This is a genomic window from Microseira sp. BLCC-F43 (assembly GCF_041929235.1).
Taxonomy (GTDB): domain Bacteria; phylum Cyanobacteriota; class Cyanobacteriia; order Cyanobacteriales; family Aerosakkonemataceae; genus Microseira.
Genome location: NZ_JBHFNP010000205.1, coordinates 22,832 through 48,254, shown reverse-complemented (window position 1 = coordinate 48,254; position 25,423 = coordinate 22,832). Strand labels below are relative to the sequence as shown.

Below are 25,423 nucleotides of genomic sequence, written 5' to 3'. Positions count from 1 at the left end.
ACGCAGAGAGAAGAGAAAAGAAGAGGTCGGTAATTTTAGAGCGGGAAAGGAGTAAAATTTATATTGCAGGAAGAGGGGGGTGTAGGATGAAGCGCTGTTGGCGATCGCACCAGTCAAAACCAATTTGGATGCTGGTCCAGATTGCGGCTACAATCGCATCCTATCAGACTGAATCTCTGGCACAGATTGCTCCTGATGGAAGTTTAGGTGCGGAAAGTTCTACGGTTACACCGAATGTTTCTATTAATGGAAGTACAGGCGATCGCATTGATGGTGGTGCAATTCGCGGTGGTAATTTGTTCCACAGTTTTGAGCAATTTAATGTAGGGGAAGGACAGCGAGTTTATTTTGCCAATCCAACTGGAATTGAAAACATTTTTAGTCGCGTTACTGGTACGAATTTATCGAATATTTTAGGAACGTTGGGTGTCAACGGTGTAGCCAATTTATTTGTTCTCAATCCCAATGGTATTATTTTTGGGAAAAATGCCAGACTCGATCTCAGAGGTTCGTTTGTTGCGAGTACAGCGAGTGCAATTCAATTTGGCGATCGCGGTTTTTTCAGCGCTATAAATCCGACATCTCCGCCGTTACTGACGGTCAATCCTTCTGCTTTTTTATTCAATCAACAAACAGCCGGAAGGATTGAGAATCGCTCCACAGTAGAAATTTCAAGAAGACCAGAACGCTTATTTGGGTTACAAGTTCCTGAAGGTAGGAGCTTACTTTTATTAGGTGGAGAAATCCTGATTGATGGCGGGGGATTAAATGCTGCCAATGGGCGAATCGAATTAGCAGGAGTCCCAGGACAAGGGACTGTAGGACTCACTGTTAATCGCAATATCTTAAGTCTTAGTATGCCCGATTCTGTGGCACGATCTGATATTGCGATCGCCAACAATGCCAGAGTCAATGTCAGCGGTAAAGGCGGCGGATTTATTCAGATCCAAGGCGCGCGCGTTTCCCTCACCAACACCTCAGAAATAACCGCTGATACACTGGCAGAACAAAACGGACAAGGAATCTCAATTCGAGCATCGCATCTAATAATTCGAGATGGAGCGCAAATATCAACAACTGCTAGAGAAAATAGTCGAGGAAACAGCGGCGGAATTACAATAAATGCCGATCTAGTAGAACTAACAGGAACCGGAAGTGGCGGCAATTCGGACAACCGTCCAGGAGGGGGTTCGCGAGCAAATGAAAAGCCAAGTAAACTCGCCAGCGACGCCCAAGGAGCGGGAGAAGCTGGGAATTTAACGATTAATACCAGGCAATTAATCGTGCAAGATGGAGCTAAAATTTCTGCCTCAACAATCGATAGAGATGCAGGAGGAAACATCACCATAAATGCTTCGGAATCTGTGGAACTGATTGGCACTTCCAACAGCGAAGAACGATCTAGTGGCGTATCCGTTCAGACGCGGGGAATTGGACGGGGAGGAAATTTGAGGATTAACACCCAACAATTAATTGTCCGAGATGGAGCGGAATTATCAGCCTCTACTTTTGGGACGGGTGCGGCAGGCGACGTCATTGTAAATGCTCCCGAATTAGTAGAAGTAATTGGTACTTCTAGAAATGGCGTACAAACCAGCAGAATTGTTGCCGAAACAGGTCGGACTTTGGAAACACAAGATGCAGGAACTATCATTGGTACTGGTAAAGGAGGAGACCTAACAATTACAACTGGACGCTTAATTGTGCGGGATGGATCGCAAATCAGCGTTAGCGGTTTGAGAACAGGAGATGCGGGTGAATTGAGAGTCCAAGCATCCGCAATTGAGTTAGATAATTTGGCAGCGATCGCCGCCACCACAACATCAGGAAATGGTGGCGATATTACACTAGAACGATTTAATTTACTACTCCTGCGTCGAAATAGTCGCATCTCTACAACCGCAGGCACAAATCGTCAAGGTGGAGACGGCGGCAATATTACAATTAATGGCAACTTAGTAGTTAGTATTCCCAATGAAAATAGCGATATCACCGCCAATGCTTTTTCCGGACGAGGGGGTAGAATTAACATCACCACCCAAGCTTTATTAGGTCTAGAATTCCGGTCACGCGAACAATTACAAACCCTAATTGGTACTACCGATTTGAGCCAATTTGACCCAGCTACACTGTCTAGTAGTGACCTGACCGCCATTTCCCAAACCTCGCCTCAATTGAGTGGCGAAGTGGCAATACAATTGCAGGGAATTGACCCCTCTAAAGGACTGGTAGAATTGCCAACAGAATTAGTGGATGTAGCGCAATTAATCAAACAAAATCTTTGTACAGCCGCCCAAGGAAGTGAATTTACCATCATTGGAAGGGGTGGGTTACCAACTCCACCCAATGAAGTCCTGAATGGTGATGTTGTATGGGAAGATTGGCGCATTAGAGAAGCAAACCAAAGTGGAGAAATCAACTCAGAAACAAGAAGCATTCGCGCACAAACAAACAGCAATATACCCACAACAATTGTAGAAGCCCAAGGATGGTATAAAGATAGCAATGGCAATATAATTCTCACCGCAGAAACAACAACCGTAACACCCCACAGCAATTGGTTAAATTTTCCTAATTGCCAGCCGTAAGTTCCGTATGTGTAGGGGCACGACTCTCTGCCGAAATATTTAGCTTGCCGTGCCCCTACAGCCGGTCATTATATGGACACGACATGAAGTGATGAAACAGGTTTTGCGCTCGCTATTTCTTGCCATTTTAGGCTTAATATTAAGCTTGAGTATCCATGCAATACAACCAATCAAAGCACAACTCCCTGCTTCCACCCAAAACACAGCTTTAGCTTTTGTAGAAGCAGGCAAAAACCATTACGATGCCGGACAGTTTTCAGCAGCAATTCGCACTTTACAACAAGCCGCCCAAACTTATGAAGCCGCTGGGGATAAAATTAAGCAAGCACAAACATTAAGCTGGCTCTCGTTAGCTTATCAAAAACTCGGACAGTGGCAAGCAGCAGAAACAGCCATTAATACAAGTCTGTCATTACTCAACTCACAAAACGGTAAAAACGAACAAGTCCGCGCCCAAGTTTTAAACGCACAAGGGCGTCTGCAATTAGCGACGGGAAAAGCCGAAACTGCCCTAGAAACTTGGCGACAAGCCGAAATATTCTATGCACAAGCGAGGGATGAAGTGGGAGTACTCGGTAGCCAAATTAATCAAGCTGAGGCAATGCAAGCTTTAGGACTTTACCGACGTGCCGAAAAACTCTTTGCACAAATCGAACAAAAATTGCAAGCACAACCGGATTCTTCCCTCAAAGCAACTGGTTTGCGTAATCTCGGTAAAATGCTGCGTCTCGCCGGAGATATCGATGAATCTTACAGAATTTTAACCCTTAGTTTGGCAGTCGTTCAACGCTTGCCAAAATCGCCGCAACTAGAAAGCGAAACCTTGCTGAGTTTAGGCAATACGGAGCGAACTTTAGCTAAAAGATCAGCAATCTTTAACGATGAACAAGCTGGCAATAACTATACCCAAAAAGCCCTTGAGCGCTATCAAAAAGCAGTGGCGATCGCATCCTCACCCCTCACGCGCCTGCAAGCCCAACTCAATCAGTTAAGTTTGTTAATTGAAATTAACCAAATCTCAGATGCCCAACCATTATTACCTCCAATTTTATCCCAAATTTACACCTTGCCTGCGAGTCGCGAATCTGTCTATGCTGCTGTCAATTTCGCTGAAAGTTTGATAAAATTAGAAAACAGACAAACCGCTATTCCTAATTTTTTGAATGCGGCAATTCAACAAGCAGAAAGCTTAGAAGATAAAAGGGCACAATCCTATGCTTTGGGAACCCTGGGTAAATTTTATGAAAAAACCCAAGATTGGTCAAAAGCCAAAAATTTAACCCAAGCAGCACTCTTGATTGCTCAACAATTGAATGCGTCAGATATTGCCTATCAATGGCAGTGGCAATTAGGGCAGATTTTGCAGAGTAATTTACCAACTAATTCGGAAGCGATCGCCTATTACAAAGCAGCCGTTAATACCCTAAATAATCTCCGCAGCGATTTAGTTTCTCTCAATCCCGAAATCCAGTTTTCTTTTCGAGAAACTGTAGAACCTGTATACCGAGAATTAGTTGATTTATTGTTGCGCTCTCCCACTCAAGAAAACTTGCTCCAAGCTAGAAATACAATCGAATCGCTGCAATTAGCCGAATTGGACAACTTTTTCCGGGATGCCTGTGCAAAATCAGAGCCAGTTAATATTGACGCATTAGACAAACAAGCGGCAATTATCTATCCAATTATTCTCAAAAATCCCTTAGAAATTATCGTCAAACTTCCCGGAAAAGATAACTTACACCACTACACAAATCAGGGTGTAACTGAAGCTCAAGTAGACGAAGCTGTACGAGAATTGCGAATTGCTTTGACACAACGCAGTACCAGCTTGAGCGAAATTAAAGCAGCTGCAAAACAGCTTTATGAATGGTTAATTAAACCCTTGTCAGCCGATGTAGAAAATTTCGCCCAGCCCAACCAAAAACCGCTCAAAACTTTGGTGTTTGTCCTAGATGGTTCCTTGCGAAATATTCCGCCTGCGGCTCTCTATAATGGGAAACAATATCTGATAGAACAGTATGCGGTTGTTGTTACCCCTGGTTTACAATTAATTAATCCCCAGCCGCTGTTAAGAAAAAATATCAGAGCCATCCTTGCGGGAGCCGCCAATGCTCCTAGTTTTGAGCCAGAAGGTTTTTCCCCCATCGATAACGTAACTGTGGAATTGGAGGCAATCCAAAAACAACTCGACCAAAGTGAAAAACTAGAAAATCAAGATTTTCAGCAAGAAAAAATTCAAAAACAAATTAACGATAATCCTTATAACGTCGTTCACATTGCCACTCATGGCAAATTTAGCTCCAATCTACAAAACACCTTCCTTTTAGATTGGAACCAACGCATCAATGTTAGAGATTTAGATAATTTATTGCGGAGCAAAAACCCAACGCAAAACTCTATTCAATTGCTGATATTGAGTGCTTGCCAAACAGCTTTGGGGGATAAACGAGCGGCTTTGGGATTGGCAGGAGTTGCGATTCGAGCGGGAGCAAGCAGCACATTAGCAACATTATGGCACATAAACGATGCGTCCACGGCTGAATTTATGACCCGGTTTTATCAACAACTAAAAAATCCTCATATCCCTAAAGCCGAAGCACTGCGAAATACTCAAATTGCCTTTTTAACTGATTACTCCCAAACCGATTACAATCGCCCTTATCACTGGGCTGCTTTTACTCTGATCGGGAACTGGTTGTAATATTGCCTGCAAGAGATTCTTTGGCAATATTTTCTAATCCGATATTGCGATCGCTCAACACCTCCGCCCAAATGCCCTCAATCCCAGGATTCTGCGCCGGATTTGAACGCAGTCGAGCCAATTCGGTGAGCGTGTCGTACCAAATGCTATGCTGCGCGTAAGCCGCAATGCGTTGCAGGGGATTTTTTGCAGAATTTAACGCATTGTTCAGAGCGGCAGAAGGTGAAACTCGTCGCACTAATCCTGTAACAGAAGCGGCAGTCACTTGATCTCCTGCTTCTGTGCGCGGACAATTCATTTCAAAGTACCAACGATAGGTTTTCCCCACCTCCAAAGGTTTTTGGTTTGCTGGCAGGCTAATGCTAACAATTCCGGGGGTAGCTGGCAGTTGAAACCTAGTTCGGTAAACATCATTCTCGCCATCCTGCAAGGAAAATTCACCACTCGGTGCTTCCTGTTGTGTATAAGGTACGTACACCCAAAAAGTTGGGCGTTCGCTGACAGTTAACTCCAAATTATTGCTACCCACCAAGCTAGTCAAAGGCGGTTTGTTCTGTTTATATAAACAGTTGCCACGGCTACCAGTTCCCCGGTTACTATGAGGAGTTCCCCGATCGGGTGGTTCTGGATTTGCTAGCACAAAGCGGATTTTAATTGACTCACCGCTATTATTATTTGACGGCTGCGCTTGCACCAGTGAAGGCGAAAGCAAATTGCTCAAACAAACAATTGCCCAACTTGCGGCTAAAACTGATTTCAATTGCACCGGGGTTTTTTGCATAAAAAAATCGATAAATTTTAATTTAAATTTCCCTAGGTAAATACAACAAGAAAACATTTTTTCCGCAATCTGTTAGATTTTTTATCTGATTCTTCTCCTGCTCTGCCAAAAGCTAGATACCCGACTTCTTAGAGAAGTCGGGTATCTGAATATTATCCTAAAACTGGCTGCAGCGAAACACTAGAAGTGATCGATCGTGAACCAAATCTTGCCGCGATCGCTGTCACCCGCACCGTAGGAGTATATTTGCTGTCCTTTGCTGCCAGCCACATCTCCATAGATCGCTCCAGTTAGCGGATCGTAGGTGAGATTTAGATCTTTGTAACCCGTTCTTGAGTTGATGTCAACGTGTTCGTCACCAGAGCCAGTATCGCTTTCCCACAGTTCAATTTTGATCGGAACTCGACCTCCTGCCGTTTGAATAAACTGCCAGTTGGGACTCACATCATCTTTGCCATCAATCGTTGGACTGCTCTGCTGTACCCCAGCGATGGTTACTTTGGAATAGAAGTCAGCCCGATTTGTAAAAATAGGATCGGGATCTAAATTATCGATCTGGGCAACGCGGTTAATGTTGACCTTAATTTGGTTGAGTTTGGTGTAGTTAATCAATAGACTATCGAAGTCTTTAAATTCGCCCGTACTGGCGTTGTTGGCTTCATTTGTCTCGCTGACATTGTTGTTGGCATCTACAATCATGCCGATGCGGTAGGTTCCATCACCGCCACTCCAGAAAGCATTTCCAGCCCCAGGTAAGGTTAGATTCTGCGTCAAAGTTGCGGTACTGGTGTTGCTAGCTAAGCTGCCTATAAAGGCGCTGCCTAAGAAGTAATCGCTGGCGTTGATAACATTATCTTTGGAAAGATAGAACTTCGCCGTCGAGGCAGCAGCCGTACCAACTCCCGTGTTTTGAATTTGATAGTTGACGCTGAAACCGTCTCCCGCTTTCAGGGGTTCTTGTATCACATCGAAATATTTCCCCGACAAGTCAGCGACTTTAGTTCCCCCAACGCTGAGGCTATCGTAGTCTTTGAAAAAACCCGTGCTAGCATTGTTATTTTCGTTCGATTCGGCGACTTGATTGTTAGCATCTACCTTCATGCCGATGTAGTAGTTCCCATCACCAACCGACTTCCAGAAGGCATTTCCGGCTCCTGGCAGGGTCAAGGTTTTGTTTAAAATTCCCGTGTTACCGCCGCCACCTAAACTAACAACAGAAGCACTACCCAATTCGTAGTCACCGGCGCCTATGGAACGATCGGTGGACAGGTAGAATTTCACCGTAGATGCACCGGCGACATTCGTTCCGAGGTTTTGAATTTGGTACTGGAAATTAACGCTATTCCCAGCTTGGAGAGAAGTTGGCACAACGTTAAAGAATTGACTTGCTAAATCGACTCCGGCGACTAATGCTGCTGCTGTAGCAGTTTTGTTGGCTGCACCCGTGAGCGGATCGATATCAGCGCGGGTGATGGGGGCGTTGTTAGGAGCGATGGCACCAGCAACAGGATCGTTCCCCAGAATAAAGCTGCTGACTGCACCTTTATCCACCGTTAACGCCCTCGACAGCGAGTCAATTATCCCACTTTCACTTCCTCCCATCCCAGGTAACTTTGCAGTCAAACCTTGCAAGGGATTGGCTTCTAAACCGATTGCTGCTGTGCTGTTGCTAGCTGATTCTAAACCAATGTTGGAGCGGAAGGGGTTGATTTCTGGGGTGAGGAATTCCATTGTTATTTCTCCGATAAATACTCAAAAATTACAGAAAGAATGTGTTGAAATAAAAAACTTGGACAGTTCCTAGAGGCTTCTGTGCTATCTTGAGCCAAAAATCTGCGCTTTTCTGTAAGATTCTCGGCATTCTTTCAAACGTTTGAACCAAAGAGTGAGTGGCAATTGCATGAGTTGTTTTTAACTCTACAATTGCTAGTATGTTGAATAATTCAATTCAATAATTCAGTTAAATTCGGGACTGTGATAATTCAGGTAATTTCAGGTAATTTCAGGTGGGGCTGACGACGGTAGGTAGTTCCTGACAATAGAGAGTTATCGGCGATCGCTTGCCAGTCTGGCTCCCGGTAAGATAGATCGATGAACGTTCAGATCTATTACTTATGTCTGCTTCCCCACTCAGGCTCAACTTGGTAGAAGGTTCCGTCTCTTTTAACTTCACACCCCAAGCCGCACGGGAGTTACAAGCTGCGCTCAATCAGTTGATGGAACGGTTAAAAGCCGTTGCTGTCCAAACTTCCGGCGCACCAGGTAAAGCCAATCCCCAAAAACCAATGGAATATCAATACACGGGGGATATTTTTCTGGAAATTTTCTGCAATCCTAATATTTGGCCTAGTCCCTTTGCTGCCAAAGTGCTGCTCACCGTCCGCGACGATCGCATTCGCTTAACCAGCGAAGCCGAACTCACCAGGCTCGTTGATGATGTTAGCCAGTATATCGAGCAGGTCGGCTAGCCAAAGTGGGTAGATGTATGGTAAATACAGCGGATTGCTTTTCGAGTCAGGGAAAGCCTTATGGCAAGTTTGTGTAGCGGCAGCATTAATGCTGCCGCTACACAAACTTGCGGTGTACCTTTTATGGCTGCAATCCGCTCTATTATTTTCCGTAAATTCTTGTAAACTAGGTTTGGCAGTTGCTCTAACAGCAGCACAAGCAACCTGTTATTGCTTCGACGTTAATGCCGCCACCAAAGCGACTACCTCTTAGGTTAAACCTTGGTAAATTACGGTAATTACCGGAATTACCTACCATAGATGCAGACTCAGGTTTGAAATATAACCTACGTTGATTGGGTGATGATACCTACGAATGAACGCCAGTTTGTAGCCCTATCGATACCGATTAAGTAACGGGTAAATGAGGTTTATAGCCCTAGTGTCGGTATCCTCACAAGCCTAATCAACATTGTCGAGGCAGACATTACCACTGAGTTACCAGAAATGGAAAATTACGTTTTTCTAGTCGATACTAACAATCAACCTCTGGCGCCTATTCCACCCAAACGAGCAAGGGAGTTGCTAACCAAGAGAAAAGCGGCAGTGTGGAGAATGTACCCGTTTACCATCATTCTTCTTCATGCAGTTCCTAGTCCTCAAAACCCTAACCTGAACCTGAAAATTGACCCTGGTTCCAAAGTAACGGGATTGGCCTTATTAGACGGTGAAAAAGTGATTTGGGCAGCCAACCTAGAGCATAGAGGACAGCAAATCAAAGATTCCCTTGCATCTCGGCGTGCAGTGCGACTTCACCGTAGACAGCGTAAAACTCGGTATCGACAAGCTCGGTTTGATAATCGGAAACGTCCAGATGGTTGGCTGACTCCATCATTGATGCACCGAGTTCAAACTATTGAGACTTGGGTTAAACGCTTGTGTAGATATGCTCCTATTACCGGGCTTTCAATGGAGTTGGTGAGGTTTGATACTCAGAAATTAGTAGATCCAGAAATTAGCGGGATTGAGTATCAACAAGGCGAACTTTGGGGTTATGAAGTCAGGGAATACTTATTATCCAAGTGGGGACGACAGTGTGCTTATTGCGGCAAGAAAGATTTGCGATTAGAGGTAGAACACATTCAACCAAAGTCATCTGGTGGTAGCAACCGAGTCAGTAACTTAACCATTGCTTGTCATGGCTGCAATCAGAAAAAAGGGGATAAACCAATTGAGGAGTTTTTGAAGAAAAAGCCTGAATTGCTAGCAAGTATTATCAAACAAGCTAATACACCTTTAAAAGGTGCCGCAGCGGTTAATGCTACCCGATGGAAACTGTTCCAAACTCTTAACCAAATACTGAGCGTACAGACAGGGACAGGAGGGATGACCAAAATGAATCGTCTGATAGCGGGACTCCCTAAAGACCACTGGATTGATGCGGCATGTGTTGGAGTAATGCCATCTCAACCAATCCTCAAAACCTGTCAACCTCTACCGATCAAAGCTGTAGGACGTGGTGGTAGACAGAAAGCTGCTCTTAACAAGTACGGATATCCGATTCGACACAACCCACTTAAACCCATTTTTGGTTGGCTTACAGGCGACTATGCACGTCACCCGCTTTATGGGATAGGTAGGGTAACGCCAAGGTCAAAAGGTAGCTTTGTTCTTACCTTGAAAGATAAAACGCAGAAATCGGTTAAACACAAAGACTTGGACCCGGTTTTCAGAAGGGATGGATATGCTTACAGATTTAAATGACCGTTACCACAAGTTTCCGGAATATACTGGGAAATTAGCTTCCTAGTATTAACTGACTCTAGCTAAAATTGGCAATGAACTCCGATAACCTGATTCTGCTACTGCAACAAGGGTTTCGCATTTCTCTAGGCGCTACGGCTTCCCTAGTCGAAACCCTGCAAGACGATCAAAAGCGATCCGAAACTTTGTCCAAGCTGGGGTCACAGTTGATCCAGTTGACTCAAGAATGGTCTGAAAAAGGCGAAATAACAGAGCAGGAAGCTCGCAGTTACGTTGATTCGCTCTTGCGCCAACAAACCAATCAAACCACGAGCGCCACACCACCAACTGCCGGTACAAGTCCCGCGACGCCTAACCCCGCTGCTGCAACGGATGTGCAGCTAGAAATCCAGGAACTGATTGCCCAAATTGCTGCTATGCGTGCGGAGTTAGAAAATTTGCGTTCTCAAGACGATCGGTGATAAAAATCGTAGCGGCGATCGCTCTGTTGCGATCGCCTGATTAGGACTCATTGACTTTTTTCCCATCTGTTTTTTGTCATCTATCGTGAGTCAGTTGTCAGAAGGATTTGCTTGTTACCTCTGACGGCTGACGCAAGCACCTACCAACGACTTCAGTCATTCTGCCATTCTTCATGGCCCATTAAATCGCCAATCCTATCCCTGAGTAAATAATTGTTCTTTTCCAATTCGCACTCAACCCACCCCCATTCCCGCGCCGGGATGAATTGGCAAAGCGTGTATATGGGTTGCTGGCGGCTAACAACTCCTTTATGCACCAGCCGACGTGCTTCCTCTTGAATCACCTCTAGTGTGTATTGAACTGACGTAGATGTAACCACAGATGATACCGTTTTAACGCTCATTGTAATATCTCTCAAACTAAGAGGGCTTAAGGTTATGGGCAAAAGAAGCGGATAGTTTGTAGTTCAATATACTGAACGATTTTCATTTTTACGCTATCCACCGCTCCTTTATATTAATAAATGTTTCCAAAGTCAGCAAATATTGACATTACCTCCAAATCGTTATACACAGATCTAAGCGGCTTTCCCCTCTCATCCTATGGCTTGGCCTTTAGGGTAAAGTAAGCAGCAGGTAATCCAAAGGTTAAGTATTACCCACGGGAGGAGTTACTGAAACTCAAATGCCCCGGCAAGCCAGACTAGACTTGCCTAGAGCGGATAAGACGATCTGAGAGTTCAATCGGCAGCTTCCGCTCCAGAAAGCTTTTCTAAATTTAGTATTCCCCAACAAATAGCGGATATTATCGCGAGTTTTGGTAAGCTCTACCGAACAAAATTTCTAGGGCGATCGCTTGTGCCTGCTGCATCTGACCGTAGGACGATATACAAGGGATTCCGGGCGGTAAAGCGGCTAAGAACAGTTTTTTAACATAAGGGCTACCATACAGCACCAGCGCTTGCAGTTCGCCGGTTTTTAATAATTTCTTAAACCAATCCCGCGCCATTTGAGTCAGTCCCGCACTGCCTCGGAAAGGATTGCCTCGGATAAACAGTTGCAGCACCGTGGCAGAGAAAGTTTCTTCTCCCCCACAGACTGACATGCTGGGAGTATGGCAGTCTACGAGTTGGGATTTGTACCCCAGTTGCTCTGGAATTGCCAGCGCCGGGGCAGTCCGACACAAAAATTCACAATCCAAAATATTGTCTACCACTATTAAGTTTCGTAAATTCCCGGATTCTTTTGCCAATTCCAAGGGAACCGACCCGAAAACTTGCGTGCTTTCCCGGAGGATATTGGCAGCGGTAGCGATCGCTTTTGGTTGAGCGAGCTGAGCCAATAGCGGGGAGACGGAAGAGGAGGTGGAGAATGGGAGACAAGGGAGAGCGGAGAGTGTTTCTACACAATTCCCCGCGTCTGGGTGTCCCCGTGTCCCCTTGTCTTCTTGGTAATTTTCTTCCCCATATGCCACTTTCTGCTTAGCTTGCCAAATTCGTTCACAAGAGGCGCGAATTCTGTCTGGGGAGATCCGCCCCGTTTTAACCGCATCGCATACTGCTGCAATTGCGGCTTCTGGATCTACCGGCATCAATAGAATATCTGCCGCGGCTTCCACTGCCAAGACGGGTGCTTCCCTTGCACCGTAGCGAGAAGCGATCGCGCCCATTACCAGCGCATCGGTAACAATTAACCCGTCAAAACTCAAATTTTTCCGTAGTTGTTGTGTCAAAATCTTTTCCGACAGGGTAGCCGGTTTTTCTGCATCCCAAGCTGGTATCAGTAAGTGAGCGCTCATCACCGCGTCCACTCCAGCTTCTATAGCCGCGATAAACGGGGGTAGTTCAATTTCACCCAGTCTTTCTGGGGTGTGGGGCAATACAGGTAATTCTAGGTGAGAATCGGTTGCCGTATCTCCGTGTCCTGGAAAATGCTTAGCTGTCGTTAATACGGGGTATTTTTTAGCACCTTTTATAAAAGCCGTTGCCAAACAGCTGACATCGGTTGGAGTTTCGCCAAAGGCGCGGACGTTGATAACTGGATTATCGGGATTGTTATTAACATCGACTACGGGTGCGAGTACCCAGTTTATACCAATAGCCAGAGCTTCTGCTGCGGTGATGGCTCCCATTTGCTCGGCGTATTCCTGAGCGAGGGCGGGATTTTTATCCCCAATTGGGGACAAAACCATTGGGGGAGGAAACCAAGTCGCGCCAGAAAAGCGCTGTCCGACGCCTTCTTCAATATCGGCGGCGATCAGTAGGGGGATTTTAGACCAGTTTTGCAGTTGTTGCGATCGCAGTGCCAATTCTGGGGCACTGCCGCCGAGTAAAATAACGCCGCCGACGCCTAAATTTTGCAACCAATGCTGTAACTTAGCCGCTTTTGGTTCCCAGGCGGGATACTGAATTTGATGGTCGAACAGGTAGCCCGATGCTCGCACGACGACCATCTGAGCCACCTGTTGTTCCAGGGACAGAGTGTTTAAATCGGGCAGTTTAGAAGCATTCAAGGTTTGTCCTCTTCCTCTGCCGATACTGTATCATAGTCGCTGTCATCTGCCTCTGTTTCCTCGTCATCGCGGCGGTTAGAGGAAAGCTGGTTGATCAGCGATAGGATGCGATCGCCCCGTTCGAGGGAGTGGTCTTCCACAAACACCACTTCCGGGGTGCGGCGCAGGCGCACCCTCGCCCCTAGTTCTTTGCGAACGAAGCTCGTAGCCTCTTTCAATGCAGCCATCGTCTCGGCTTTCGCTTCGTTAGTGCCATAGAGACTGACAAAGATTTTGGCATGTTGCAGGTCGTTGGACACATCCACATCGGTGACGCTGACCATACTGGAACCCACCCGGTCATCTTTGATCCCGTTTTGCAGCAGTTGGCTGACCTCGCGTTGAATTTGGGCAGCAACGCGAGAAACGCGACGATTCGTAGCCATAATATTTCAAAGCCAGTGTTTCTCACCCATCCTAACTAAATCGCGCTCAATCCCAGCATCGCTCGTAAGGTTAAACTAACGAAAATTAAAAGACCCACCAGGAAGCCGATTAGAGCGATTGCCGTAACTGGGCGCTTAAATAGCGGTGTCAGCCAACCGAAGGTATTGACGAATATCCCCAAGATAATGGTTACTAAGAACCGGGGATAGCGCGAAACGTTGTCCCAAAATCCATCAAACATTTGTCTTGCAGCTCCCGCGGGCTGCTAAAGCAACAGCTTTTTTACATTGTACGAGAGGGTGAGAGCTTACAGGGGGTGGAAGCAATTCCATTTAGGTCAGAGGCAAAACCCCGCAAGGGAAAAACTAGCAATGCCAAATCGCCAGCAATCGATACGCCGGCGCTATACCGCAAGGTTAGCGCCGGGAGGATGTCACCCTAGCCAGAAGCTTTGCACTCTACCAGGCGCGGGTGAGTGTCGGGATGAATGGCAAAAGGTGACTAAGGTCGCGAGTCAAGAAAAACATAAAAAGCACTTGACAAGACTCTTGTCAGGACTTACGCAAACACCAAAGTTTCTCTGAAAAATCGTTTGTTTGGCAACTCGAGATATGCCTCCCTTCCGCAATCGCGGAAGCAGCCAGAAACTTTGGTGATAGGCACGCCCTTGCGTAAGTCCTGCTTGTTAAACTAAATAACTCAAGTTGCTAGTTATCTCATGCATAGCGGCTAATGGCTAATGGCTAATGGCTAATGTCAGGATATTATTGTTGTGAGCTTCACATCTCGCAATTAGCTATTAGCTATTAGCAACGCCCAAGGTTATAACTACAGGTCTGGCCCAAAGAAACCTGGTTTCTGTGAAAAATCATTTATGGGAACTAGAAAGCTACACAGAAACCAGGTTTCTAGACTCGTCGTGCGTAATTCCTCAACTAGCAACTTGCGTTATTATCTTGAAAAACTAACCTTGGCGTTCTTTGGAGATCATCTGGGCGACTTCGGGTGGAAATTCTTCCAATTCAGCCGTTCCCGATGCCGCACTAATAGGGGAATTAAAAGTATAGTTGGGGTCGCATTCTCCCGTGTCGTAAACTTGAATTACCCATTTATCGGGCAATCCTTCTACGCCAATTTCTACAACGTACCAACTATCTTTAACCCAACGACAGTTAAGAACTGAGAACCACTCTCGGTCTGCTTCCGCAATTTCCCATTCTGCCATGAGGAAATCCAAGGCTAGTTCTTGTGCCTCAATGCCGTCCATAATTTTTATGCCGAGGTCGTTGACAATTCGGGATATAATCCCAATTGCTTAGCTAATTCCCGAGCGACGTGGAGTAAAAATTTAGCTCCATCCTGGTTATCTTGGTGTGCCATATACGTTGCCAGCTGTACCATTGTTTCTACTAAACCAGCATCGATCAAATCTAAGTGAGCATCTAAAACTTCTGGTTCCTGACCGCTGGGACACTTGAACAATTCATCGATCAGGTTCATGTAAAGCTCTTGCCGCGTTGCTGTCATATTCTATCTCCCTGAAACCTTTAGAGGGTTTCCACTTATTCAGCTGAAAAATCGTTATTGTGACATCAAACTATACTTCAATCGAAAAAAACGTATAAATTGATACCATAATTTTCGCTTAACTTTGTGGGTAGGTTGCACTGTCTAACTGAGAGCTTATTTATAAATAAATTGTTAAAATTATTTTGACTTTATATTGGAATAAGCGAATCAACCCCAAATCATCTTTTGTGTCAAAATTTTATTTTTTTTATCATTTATTAATAAGTCTACAATTTTCTAGAAGCACTGACGCTATCTTTAAAATTGCTTTTAAACAAACTCATATAAATCCGTATTACCGATAGATTGACCGTGAGAGAAATTCTGAAAATAAGGATAGCCTTCTTTGTAATAGTGATGAGACACTTGTAAAATATCCCATCTAAAATTAAGTCTAATTTTTAATTCATCCAGTTGCTCGATAATTTGTTCTGACAAATCATCGTAGTTTAAGTCGCTTATCGGGTCTTCTACGCAGCAGGGAATACATCTTTTGTATACCTTGTGCCATAAGGTATACACAGAAACGCTGTCCCCGTCATCATCGGCAATATTTGCTAACTCTACTGGCAGGTTGACAAATACTTCATAATAGTTTTTATGGCATGAAATTGTATTAGCAGTAACCTGCCCAAGCGCTTCTAAAATCTCTTCTTCAACCTCGTATTCATCGCAGGTAGCGAAGTCTGGGTCGAAATGAACTAAACAGTAACGAGACGTTATAGCTAAATCGTCAAAAACCTTGTCTAATGCTTCACTGAGAAATTCAGCATAAGCTTTCTTGGCAATTTCTAAACCTAGATTTTCGGCTTCTTCTCTAGAATTCGCTCCCAGTAACATCGAAACTTCTATTTCCATATTATTACCCCGTACAAAGCTAAAAATCCCCCGCTTTTGCTTATTTTAGCGGGGGATTATCTTAATATATTTAAGATTTCAGATTGTAGATTTATTTCAATCTGCAATCTCCAATCTAAAATCTAAAATTCCCTTGTCTTAATCTAGAAAACCCATCAACGTGTTGCTGTCGTCGATTTCGTTGGATGCAATCGGGCGCAGTCCAGCCGACATAATCATTTGGGAAAATTGCAGGGTACTTAACCCTACCGGACGCATCCCCATCAAGGCAATGCTATCGGACATTTTGATCTCGCTGGCGGCGATGGGACGGAGTCCGGCAATGTTCACCGTTTCGGTAACGCGCAGAGTGCTAGCGCTAATGGGACGCATTCCGGCTGCATTGACTGTACTGGCGATCGCTAACTCGGAAGACATAATTGGACGAATCCCCGATGCATTGAGGGTTTCCCGCACTACCAGGTTGCTTGATTCAACAGGGCGGTTAGCAAAGACCAGACTCGACTTATCGTAGCGCGCTACCTTGGTGGAATCTGCGGGCGCTTCTTCCTTGACTTGCTCGCCAGTCTCTTGCGTTTCCACGCTATCTGCTTGAGCTTGGGCGTTTTCTTGGCTTTCAGCGTTGTTTTCGCTATTTTCGGCGCTTGTGGTGCTATTTTTCTGAGTTTTGCTCGTGCTAGCTGCCATGATTTTGACTCCTGTAGACTCTTAAGTAACCTTTATGCTGGAAAACCCAGACGCTTAAACGTATAGACTCAGTTTACCTTCAAATAACCTGATATAGGTATAAATATCTTAACCAACTCAACATAAAAAAGATATATTGTTACAATAATTAAAAATGATTGAGCGCGCGCATCACCGTCCAGAGCGGGGATGAAACCCGCACAGGCAAGGTGAGAGCGGGTTAGGTAGGATGGTAAAGAGTGCAGGCAACGCGGGATTGACAGACACAAGAGTTTTTGCACTCAAGCGAGATTATCAAAGCATGATGATGCAATTTGACCTGCAAGCGCCTTTTCAACCAACCGGCGATCAACCGCAAGCGATCGCATCCCTCACCAGTAGCATCCAAGCAGACAATCGCTTTCAAACTCTGCTGGGTGCGACGGGGACGGGAAAAACATATACCGTCGCCAAAGTAATCGAGCAAGTAGGGAAACCTACCCTCGTCCTCGCCCACAATAAAACCTTAGCCGCCCAATTGTGTAACGAGTTGCGGCAATTCTTCCCAGAAAATGCAGTTGAATACTTCATCAGCTACTACGATTACTATCAACCGGAAGCGTATATACCCGTCACCGATACTTATATCGAGAAAACCGCTGCAATTAACGACGAAATCGATATGTTGAGGCATTCGGCGACGCGATCGCTGTTTGAACGCAAGGACGTTATCGTAGTTGCTTCGATTAGCTGTATCTACGGTTTAGGAATTGCCTCCGAATATCTCAACGCTGCGATTCCCCTGCAAGTCGGAAAAGAAGTCAACCAACGGCAAATATTGCGAGATTTAGCATCAGTTCAGTACAGTCGCAACGATACAGAATTAAGTCGGGGACGCTTCCGAGTTCGCGGCGATGTATTAGAAATTGGTCCCGCTTACGAAGACCGAATTATCCGCGTAGAATTCTTTGGCGATGAAATCGACGCGATTCGTTATGTTGACCCCGTAACCGGAGAAATTCTCCAAAGTGTCGAGGCGTTAAATATCTATCCCGCCCGTCACTTTGTCACCCCAGAAGACCAATTAGAAGCTGCAATCGAAGCGATTGGGCAAGAATTAAAAGACCGATTGCAAGAATTAGAAAAAGCTGGTAAATTATTAGAAGCTCAACGACTCGATCAGCGCACTCGCTACGATTTAGAAATGTTGCGGGAAGTCGGATATTGCAACGGCGTCGAAAATTATTCTCGCCACCTCGCAGGGCGTATGCCGGGGGAACCGCCAGAATGTTTAATCGATTATTTTCCCAAAGATTGGTTGCTGGTGATCGATGAATCCCACGTGACAGTGCCGCAAATTCGGGGGATGTATAACGGCGATCGCTCGCGCAAACAAGTCTTAATCGAACATGGATTTCGCCTCCCCAGCGCCGCAGATAACCGACCTTTAAAAGCAGAGGAATTCTGGGAAAAAGTCAACCAGTGTATTTTTGTGTCTGCGACGCCGGGAAACTGGGAAATAGAAGTATCAGAAGGTCGAGTGATAGAACAAGTAATTCGACCGACAGGGGTGATTGACCCAGAAATTTTTGTGCGTCCCACAGCAGGACAAGTTGACGATTTGTTGGGAGAAATTAAAGAGAGAGTAGCCCTGCAAGAACGGGTGTTAGTGACGACGTTAACCAAGCGGATGGCGGAGGATTTAACCGAGTATTTGCAAGATAGAGGAATCAGAGTCCGCTATCTGCATTCGGAGATTAATTCAATCGAGCGGATCGAAATTTTGCAAGAATTACGCGAAGGGAATTTCGACGTTTTGATTGGAGTAAACTTGCTGCGGGAAGGATTAGACTTGCCCGAAGTTTCGTTAGTTGCAATTTTGGATGCAGATAAAGAAGGGTTTTTGAGGGCAGAGCGATCGCTGATTCAAACCATCGGGCGGGCGGCGCGTCACGTGCGGGGTCAAGCTATCTTATACGCCGATAATTTGACAGATAGCATGATTAAAGCCATTGACGAAACCGACCGGCGCAGGGGCATTCAAATGGCATACAATCGAATGCATGGAATTACACCGCAACCGATTGTTAAAAAATCGAGTAATTCGATTTTGGCGTTTTTGGATTTATCGCGGCGATTGAATTCCCAACAGCTAGAAATCGCTTACGAAAAGTCAGATGAATTGTCGTTGGAAGAGATTCCAGAGTTAATTGGGCAACTGGAAACGCAGATGAAAGAAGCGGCGAAGAAACTGGAATTTGAGGAAGCGGCGAAATTGCGCGATCGCATCAAGCACCTGCGGGATAAATTACTAGGACATTAGACAAGATTGCACCAATTCTTCTTGATTAAATTCAAGGGCAGGCGGGACGCCTACCCCACAAGAATATTTCCCATCTTGTGGGGTGGGCAGGAAAGCCCGCCCCTACTTTTTTCAACGTCCCTGTCCAGCACGGCGTGCCAAAGCTATAGTTTTCGGACGACCAGCAGCCGTGCGAGTAAAACCAAGTCCGAAACGGAAGATTTCCGGCATATAATAGTCATTTTTTTCGCGAATGACTACGCCGTTATCTTCCAAAGTTTTTATTTCTTCTGAAGATAGTTGCAAGTCGTCCCGCGTGAAAGGGATTTTGCGACTGTCTTCGTTTAGGTTTCGTAACTTCGCGAACACATCTTTTAAAGCTGTATTTTCTAACTCTATTTCCTCAATTTTCTTACGGCTGCACTCTGGTAAAGCGCTTTTAATTGCTGAGGGTATAAGGATACGCTCTTGCCAGCGAGTGTCATTTACTGATTCTTTGGCTGCGAGGTGAAGAAGACGCACCAAGTCCCGCGATTGAATTTGGCCTTTAAAGTCGGAGAGGACTGCAATAACGAATCTGGCAGAACCAGCTTCTTTAGAGGAATCGCTACCGAGTTTTTTACCCCACAGAGGTATCAAAAGCTCGGTCAGTTCCTCTTCACTCATATCCTGAAGTATTTTAGTATTATTATCGAGTGGTATGTTCGCCAATCTAGTTACCCAAGCGACCAATCTTAGTGCTTCTTCTCGATTCCACTTCAACGCATAAGGCTCGTAGCGAGCCATCATTTGAGCAGCATTTTGGCGGATAGCAGCAAGTACTAGATCGCGACGAATAAAAATTAGAATGCCTAAAGAACGACTCGGTTGCTGACTCAGCCATTCGGGAACTTCCTGGAGTAAAGCACGTAAAGCTGTCTGTTGAGATTCATCGCTGGCAAAGTTTTGGAAAAGGTCTTCTAAACCATCAATGATGACAACCAGTTGTTGTTTTGCTGCTACTAAATGTTCTGTTAATCCTCTGCCTGCACCTTCTTTTTGGGGTTGAAATCCAACACCCCAAGCGATCGCATCCAGCCAGCGATCGCGCCACTGTCCTTCGTGTAAGTTTCGCTGACAACCGTCTCGAATATAGTCCCGAATCGTGCTAGCATCTTGGGGTTCGCCAAACTCCAAAGCCTGTGCTGTTTTCTTTCGCACTTGTCGAACTAACTCCTCAGCCGCAGGACTAAGGTTTTTCGATTTCAGAATAGGGGCTATGAAAGCACTAGCACTCACTTCAGTTACACCAGCCTCTTGGGCAAAATTTTGCCAGTTTTCGCGGCGCACAATCTGGAGGAAAGTATAAGTTTTTCCCGAACCTTTTGCTCCAACTATTACGGCTATGGGGAGGCGACGACGGTTATCTGATGCCAAGTTTCGCAAGGGAATAGTAGGCAAAAAATCAGCTACTTCAGCATTCTCTGCATACACTAATTGTTCGGCTATTCTGGCGAGACTTTCTCTTTGCGACTGTAAACTTGGAATTTCTTCCTGAACAGTTTCACCCCGCTGAACTGGCAACCAATCTATTAGGGTACGAATCTTATCGACAATGCCAGATCGCTGGATTCGAGTCAGAACATCTTCCCAAGACGAAGGCAAAGCCAACAAATTCTCAGCAAATGGGGTAATAACAGTTAGAGGTTCAGCGTCTTCTGATATAAACGATCTAGCAGCCTCAAGCAGTATCTTTTCTGCTTCTAATACCAAATCGCTATGTTGGTTATCTTCAGGAACCTGGCTAATAATCAAGGCAGGTAATGGTTCGGTATCTCTTGTTGAGGGCGCTCTTTTTCCAAGAAGTTCTAGAATAGCACTTGTTCCTGAAATAGCTTGTCCGCTCAATGTGGTAACAAAGATGCGGTAAACTCGCGGATCTAATATCAAACCTGCGGCAAGTTCAGAAAGTCCAGCACGCAAGTCCACTAAAACAACATCAACTCCTAAAGTTTTCCCAATACTTGCCAGAATGTCAGTCAGGATAAAAGGGTTTTTAGCACCCTGAATGAGATGTTCAGGTCGGATTTCCAAAGAGGTAAATCCAGCGGTGGAACGGAAGGAAGGTAAGATATAAATATCGTCAATTAAGGCACTCTGAAGGCGATCTGCTACTAATTGAACCGCGTTCTTTGCATCGGGAGATGAATCGCCGTGAGCCAGAGCGAGAAAGTCAGCAAAGGAGACGGGAGGATTCGGCAATCGTAGCTCAAAAACCCAACTTATTCCTGGTGCTTCCATGTCCCCATCTACAAGGAGGACCTGCTGTTTGTCTTCCGTTAAAGCCTGTGCCAATGCAAGCGCATGGGTTGTCCTTCCAACACCTCCTTTGAAGGAATGAAAAGCTACTACTGGAGGGAAATCTGATGCTAAGCTCTCTGGTGTTTGGATGTCCCCTCCGGGCGACCACAGGACTCCTGGTCTAGACAAACTAGGCTTCAGTTTAGGAATAGGGGGTTCTTTTTCTGTTTCTTCAAAAAAAATTGGCAGAGTACGTTCATTTTCAGGAATACTTTCTAAAATAATCAAACCTTCTGCTATTTCTTCTGACGAACTAATTCGGAATCGAGGTTCGTAAATTTCACGCAGCCAATTTTTTGCTAATTCTTGATTGCCTGGAAGAATTCCGATTGTTAACCCATCCCAATAAGCTCGCGCCCAAACTAGCCATTGGGGCCAGTTACCTCGCTCTTGAATCCGCAGTAAGACTTCTTCTACGTCAACCCAAGTGTAAAGACGAATATCTGACGGAATCATTTTTAGATCTCCCCCTTAATCCAATTGCAGAGATTTTCTAGCCACTGCACCAGCGCTGCTTCATCCTGCGGATTCATGCGAATATTATAGCGCCATGCCTGATGAGCCTTTTCTATATCTAAAGTTGACCCCCCTCTGGCGAGACGAAAATGGGGTGGAGTACCAGCAATCGCAGAAATTTTGAGTTCTTTGATCCATCTATCTAAATTATGACCATCTTGTGATATAAGTGTTGGCTCGGGAATATCATTTATTGTTTTTAATTTGTTTCGTCTTAGCCAGATACTCTTGATTCCGCATTCGGCAGCATAGAAGAGTAGCAAATGAGAAGAAATACCTTTTGTTTGCTCAGAAGCGCCAAGATGAGTATGAAAAGCTTGCCGTAACTCGCTCACACCGGCTGGTAATATCATTTGATAATCTAACTTACCCCGTTGACCTTGAGTTAGATTATCTCGTTAAGCAAGGGCGATCGCCTACCCATCCCTTCACGGATAGGTAACCTGCAAAATAAAAACCCCTTCGCAAGAAGGGGCAACACAAGGCGCATCTAGATTTAAAATTAACTTGGATACACCTTGTGCGGTTCACACAACCGGGTGAAATTGCTGGTTCTAGATTGGGATTATTGTTCATCCACCCGATAGCGCACCCTGAATTGTTGATCCGATTCGTTACTGGGAAAGCGCACGGGATCGTTACTGTTTCGATCTAAACTGCCACCGCTAAATTCTAAATTGCCCAAAGGTGAGCCTTGTTGATTCGGTGCAGTCAAGACATTATTGTTATTTCCGCTTTGGAAAATAGGAGAAGATCCAGTAAAAAACGAAGAGAAATCTTTGTCTGCATTGCGGTTTTCCAGTCCGCGTAGCGAGTCACCCGATAGGGTAACCCCGGTATCTGCTTGAGACTGTGCTATAGGAAGCGCGTAAACTGCTGATGTCACCGTGACTACCGCTGTGACGCCGAAGGCTGTTATTATGGCAATTATTTGCATGATGGCCTCTCTCCCCTGAAACTACTACCTAGTGTTCTCAACCGGGCAAGCGCAAAGTCCATTTTCAGGCTTCTACTATTTTAGATTTGAAGCTTCCGATTTTGAACAGGACTTACGCTTGGGCGTTCCTATCACCTTTGTTTCTGCATAGATCTCTGGTTCCTGGCGCGACGATTTTTCATAGAAACCCGGTTTCTTTGCGTAAGTCCTGTTGAAAGGTTAACTTTGGAGGATTTGCCAAAATCCTTTGGTTGCAACGCTCAAAACCACTGGATTTTCAGGGGATTTTTCTATAAGGCAGTGGGTGACTTTTGTAGTGCGGTGATATTACGAAGGGTATTTAACCGACGCCATGCTGCTTAAACCAGGCTTGTAGCCGCTTCCAGGCATCTTCAGCTTGCTGTTTGCGATAGGTCGGGCGATAGTCGGCAAAAAAACCGTGGGGCGTATCTGGATAAAGGATGATTTCGGAACCGCTGCGCCCGCGCTTGAGTGCCTGCCGCATTTGCTCTACTGTATTGTTAGGAATATACTCGTCACTTCCGCCGTAGAGTCCAAGGACGGGTGCTTTCAAAAAAGGTGCAATGTCGATTGGGTGTTTGGGAGTTAAAGAAGAAGATTCGCCCACCAAACGTCCGTACCAGGCAACGCCAGCTTTAACTTTGGGGTTGTAAGCTGCATACAACCAAACAATTCGCCCACCCCAACAAAAGCCAGTAATTCCCAATTGATTGATATTTGCTTTGCTGGATTTTTCTGCCCAACCAACCGTTGCATCTAAGTCGGACATAACTTGATTGTCCGGTACTAGAGAAACAACTTTGGAGATAATTTCTTGAATATCGCTCATTTGAGAAACATCGCCAAAGCGGGAAAATAGTTCAGGGGCAACGGCGCAATATCCCAACTTGGCAAAGCGGCGGCAAATATCCTGGATGTGTTCGTGAACGCCAAAGATTTCTTGCACCACCAGCACTAGGGGGAAATTCTCTCCCGTCCCAGGCATTGCCCGATAAGCTGGAATTTCCCCATCTTCCACAGGAATCTTGACTTCCCCTGCTACCAATCCCAGAGTATCTGTGGTAATAACTTGGGCGGAAATAGGGGGCACAGCTAAGGCAAACCCTGCCGCCAGCGTTGAGACAACAATAAATTTGCGGCGACTTAACTCTTTCACGGCGGGTTTCTCCAAGCACTCCAACCAAAAATTCTAGCTTCTTTGGTCAACTCGGTTATACAGAAATTTTACAGAGACTTTATTGAATCTTTATCGCGATCCCGTAAGCCTACCCTAGGCAAAATTAACCAGATACACCATAAATAGATTAGGTAGCTTGCGCGTAAGCTCGCTCCCAAGCACTGAACCTAACCTTTATCCCCTTCCCCAATGACTAACACCTCAGTAAAAGTTCCGTTTGTAGACCTAACATTTCAACACGAACCGATTCAATCCCTGCTAGACGAAGCGATAATGAACGTAGTCCGGCGGGGAGATTTTATATCTGGACGTGCTTTAGTTGAATTTGAGTCAGCCTTTGCTGCTGCTTGTGGCGTATCCAGCGGCATCGGGGTGGCTTGCGGAACCGATGCGATCGCTCTAGGCTTACAAGCCTGCGGCATCCGTCCTGGGGATGAAGTTATTTTACCCGCGAACACGTTCGTTGCCACCCTGATCGGCATTCTCCGCACCGGCGCCACGCCGATTTTAGTCGATTGCGACCAAGAAACCGCTTTAATCGATTTGGATGCGGCAGAAAAAGCGATTACACCCAAGACGAAAGCGATCGTTCCGGTACACCTCTACGGGCAAATGGTATCGCCCTCCCATCTGCTAAAATTAGCCCAAAAATACAACCTCATTATCTTTGAAGACGCCGCCCAAGCCCACCTCGCCCACCGAGAAGGCTATCGCCCCGGATCGGTTGGTACGGCGGCAGCATTTAGCTTTTATCCCAGTAAGAATTTAGGTGCATTTGGCGATGGCGGCATGGTCGTTACCGCTGATGAAACCGTAGCCAAAAAAGTCAGAACCCTACGCAACTACGGCGCCCCGAAAAAATATCTCCACACTGAATACGGGACAAACAGCCGCCTCGATACCATACAAGCCGCCGTCCTGAATGTAAAATTGCCCCATTTAGAACAGTGGAACAACCAGCGCAACCAAGTTGCCCAACAGTACGACGCCTTATTAAAACCCCTCAAAAAACAGGGCATCGTCCCCATCCAAAACAATAGCGGTAGCGGTCACGTGTATCATTTATACGTTATGCGTATTCTCCCATCATGCCCGCTTGACCGCGATACAATCCAAGCAGAACTAGATGGTATCGGTATCCAAACCGGCATCCACTACCCGCTTCCCTGCCATCTCCAGCCCGCGTTTGAGCATTTAGGCTACAAAATCGGCGATTTCCCCCAAGCAGAAACTCTGTCTCAGCAAATTTTATCCTTGCCGATGTTTCCGGGTTTAAGCGAAATTCAAGTTGAGCGGGTAGTGGAAGCAATTTGTCAAGTTCTAAAATCTGCACCAAAGGCTGCTGTTTCCGCCTAAG

At 45.6% G+C, this 25,423-nt stretch carries 22 protein-coding genes; 8 read left to right on the top strand and 14 right to left on the bottom strand.

The features are described from left to right. Nucleotides 1–128 precede the first annotated feature (128 nt). Nucleotides 129–2,588 (top strand): filamentous hemagglutinin N-terminal domain-containing protein, encoded by a 2,460-nt coding sequence (locus tag ACE1CM_RS28040; protein ID WP_374882143.1) that lies wholly within the window; start codon nt 129–131, stop codon nt 2,586–2,588. Nucleotides 2,589–2,679: 91 nt separating this feature from the next. Further along, nucleotides 2,680–5,289 carry a CHAT domain-containing protein gene (locus tag ACE1CM_RS28035; protein ID WP_374882142.1) on the top strand — a complete coding sequence of 870 codons (2,610 nt, stop codon included), beginning with the start codon at nt 2,680–2,682 and terminating at the stop codon, nt 5,287–5,289. Here ACE1CM_RS28035 and ACE1CM_RS28030 read toward each other — a convergent pair. Next, nucleotides 5,264–6,070: a DUF928 domain-containing protein gene (locus tag ACE1CM_RS28030; RefSeq protein ID WP_374882141.1), complete on the bottom strand. Its 807-nt coding sequence runs from the start codon at nt 6,068–6,070 to the stop codon at nt 5,264–5,266. The genes ACE1CM_RS28035 and ACE1CM_RS28030 overlap by 26 nt on opposite strands. A 180-nt stretch (nt 6,071–6,250) precedes the next feature. Next, nucleotides 6,251–7,801 (bottom strand): CARDB domain-containing protein, encoded by a 1,551-nt coding sequence (locus tag ACE1CM_RS28025; RefSeq protein ID WP_374882140.1) that lies wholly within the window; start codon nt 7,799–7,801, stop codon nt 6,251–6,253. A 383-nt stretch (nt 7,802–8,184) separates the two neighbouring features. On the opposite strand from ACE1CM_RS28025, the gene ACE1CM_RS28020 reads away from it, so the two are divergent. The 4 genes from ACE1CM_RS28020 (at nt 8,185) to ACE1CM_RS28005 (ending at nt 10,742) form a co-directional block, all read left to right on the top strand. Beyond that, complete coding sequence (locus tag ACE1CM_RS28020) at nt 8,185–8,538, top strand: hypothetical protein (protein WP_374882139.1); 354 nt, start codon at nt 8,185–8,187, stop codon at nt 8,536–8,538. 13 nt (nt 8,539–8,551) lie between these two features. Next, nucleotides 8,552–8,791, top strand: coding sequence for a hypothetical protein (locus ACE1CM_RS28015; RefSeq protein WP_374882138.1), 240 nt, complete (start codon nt 8,552–8,554; stop codon nt 8,789–8,791). A gap of 233 nt (nt 8,792–9,024) precedes the next feature. Further along, nucleotides 9,025–10,281, top strand: a complete 1,257-nt coding sequence (iscB, locus tag ACE1CM_RS28010; protein ID WP_374882137.1) for an RNA-guided endonuclease IscB — start codon at nt 9,025–9,027, stop codon at nt 10,279–10,281. A gap of 74 nt (nt 10,282–10,355) precedes the next feature. Further along, on the top strand, nt 10,356–10,742 hold the full coding sequence (locus ACE1CM_RS28005; protein ID WP_374882136.1) for a hypothetical protein: 387 nt from the start codon (nt 10,356–10,358) through the stop codon (nt 10,740–10,742). A 152-nt stretch (nt 10,743–10,894) separates the two neighbouring features. Here the strand turns inward: ACE1CM_RS28005 and ACE1CM_RS28000 are convergent, their stop codons facing one another. From ACE1CM_RS28000 to ACE1CM_RS27965, 8 genes are all read right to left on the bottom strand, one after another. Next, complete coding sequence (locus ACE1CM_RS28000; RefSeq protein WP_374882135.1) at nt 10,895–11,146, bottom strand: DUF4327 family protein; 252 nt, start codon at nt 11,144–11,146, stop codon at nt 10,895–10,897. A 401-nt stretch (nt 11,147–11,547) separates the two neighbouring features. Then, entirely contained in the window at nt 11,548–13,194 is a 1,647-nt protein-coding gene (locus ACE1CM_RS27995; protein WP_374882158.1) for a glycoside hydrolase family 3 N-terminal domain-containing protein, read from the bottom strand. A gap of 56 nt (nt 13,195–13,250) precedes the next feature. Beyond that, a complete protein-coding gene (rbfA, locus tag ACE1CM_RS27990) occupies nt 13,251–13,679 on the bottom strand; it encodes a 30S ribosome-binding factor RbfA (RefSeq protein WP_374882134.1) in 429 nt (142 codons plus the stop codon). 35 nt (nt 13,680–13,714) lie between these two features. Next, the gene (locus ACE1CM_RS27985; RefSeq protein ID WP_374882133.1) at nt 13,715–13,921 is read right to left on the bottom strand and encodes a DUF751 family protein; all 207 of its coding nucleotides are present in this window, start codon (nt 13,919–13,921) and stop codon (nt 13,715–13,717) included. A gap of 723 nt (nt 13,922–14,644) precedes the next feature. Beyond that, the gene (locus ACE1CM_RS27980; RefSeq protein ID WP_374882132.1) at nt 14,645–14,947 is read right to left on the bottom strand and encodes a hypothetical protein; all 303 of its coding nucleotides are present in this window, start codon (nt 14,945–14,947) and stop codon (nt 14,645–14,647) included. A gap of 5 nt (nt 14,948–14,952) precedes the next feature. Continuing rightward, a complete protein-coding gene (locus ACE1CM_RS27975) occupies nt 14,953–15,207 on the bottom strand; it encodes a hypothetical protein (RefSeq protein ID WP_226586535.1) in 255 nt (84 codons plus the stop codon). 312 nt (nt 15,208–15,519) lie between these two features. Further along, complete coding sequence (locus ACE1CM_RS27970; protein WP_374882131.1) at nt 15,520–16,107, bottom strand: hypothetical protein; 588 nt, start codon at nt 16,105–16,107, stop codon at nt 15,520–15,522. Nucleotides 16,108–16,245: 138 nt separating this feature from the next. Continuing rightward, complete coding sequence (locus tag ACE1CM_RS27965; RefSeq protein WP_374882130.1) at nt 16,246–16,794, bottom strand: hypothetical protein; 549 nt, start codon at nt 16,792–16,794, stop codon at nt 16,246–16,248. Nucleotides 16,795–17,098: 304 nt separating this feature from the next. Here ACE1CM_RS27965 and uvrB point away from each other — a divergent pair, with 304 nt between their 5' ends. Next, nucleotides 17,099–19,096, top strand: coding sequence for an excinuclease ABC subunit UvrB (uvrB, locus tag ACE1CM_RS27960; protein ID WP_374882157.1), 1,998 nt, complete (start codon nt 17,099–17,101; stop codon nt 19,094–19,096). Nucleotides 19,097–19,207: 111 nt separating this feature from the next. Here the strand turns inward: uvrB and ACE1CM_RS27955 are convergent, their stop codons facing one another. The 4 genes from ACE1CM_RS27955 to ACE1CM_RS27940 form a co-directional block, all read right to left on the bottom strand. After that, nucleotides 19,208–21,871 (bottom strand): KGGVGR-motif variant AAA ATPase, encoded by a 2,664-nt coding sequence (locus ACE1CM_RS27955; RefSeq protein WP_374882129.1) that lies wholly within the window; start codon nt 21,869–21,871, stop codon nt 19,208–19,210. 2 nt (nt 21,872–21,873) lie between these two features. Next, a complete protein-coding gene (locus tag ACE1CM_RS27950; protein ID WP_374882128.1) occupies nt 21,874–22,284 on the bottom strand; it encodes a hypothetical protein in 411 nt (136 codons plus the stop codon). Between the two features lie 212 nt (nt 22,285–22,496). Continuing rightward, nucleotides 22,497–22,868 carry a hypothetical protein gene (locus ACE1CM_RS27945; RefSeq protein WP_374882127.1) on the bottom strand — a complete coding sequence of 124 codons (372 nt, stop codon included), beginning with the start codon at nt 22,866–22,868 and terminating at the stop codon, nt 22,497–22,499. A 340-nt stretch (nt 22,869–23,208) separates the two neighbouring features. Beyond that, nucleotides 23,209–24,045: a dienelactone hydrolase family protein gene (locus ACE1CM_RS27940; RefSeq protein WP_374882126.1), complete on the bottom strand. Its 837-nt coding sequence runs from the start codon at nt 24,043–24,045 to the stop codon at nt 23,209–23,211. Nucleotides 24,046–24,255: 210 nt separating this feature from the next. Between ACE1CM_RS27940 and ACE1CM_RS27935 the strand changes: the two genes are divergently transcribed. Beyond that, nucleotides 24,256–25,422, top strand: coding sequence for a DegT/DnrJ/EryC1/StrS family aminotransferase (locus ACE1CM_RS27935; RefSeq protein WP_374882125.1), 1,167 nt, complete (start codon nt 24,256–24,258; stop codon nt 25,420–25,422). The last annotated feature ends 1 nt before the right edge of the window (nt 25,423 follow it).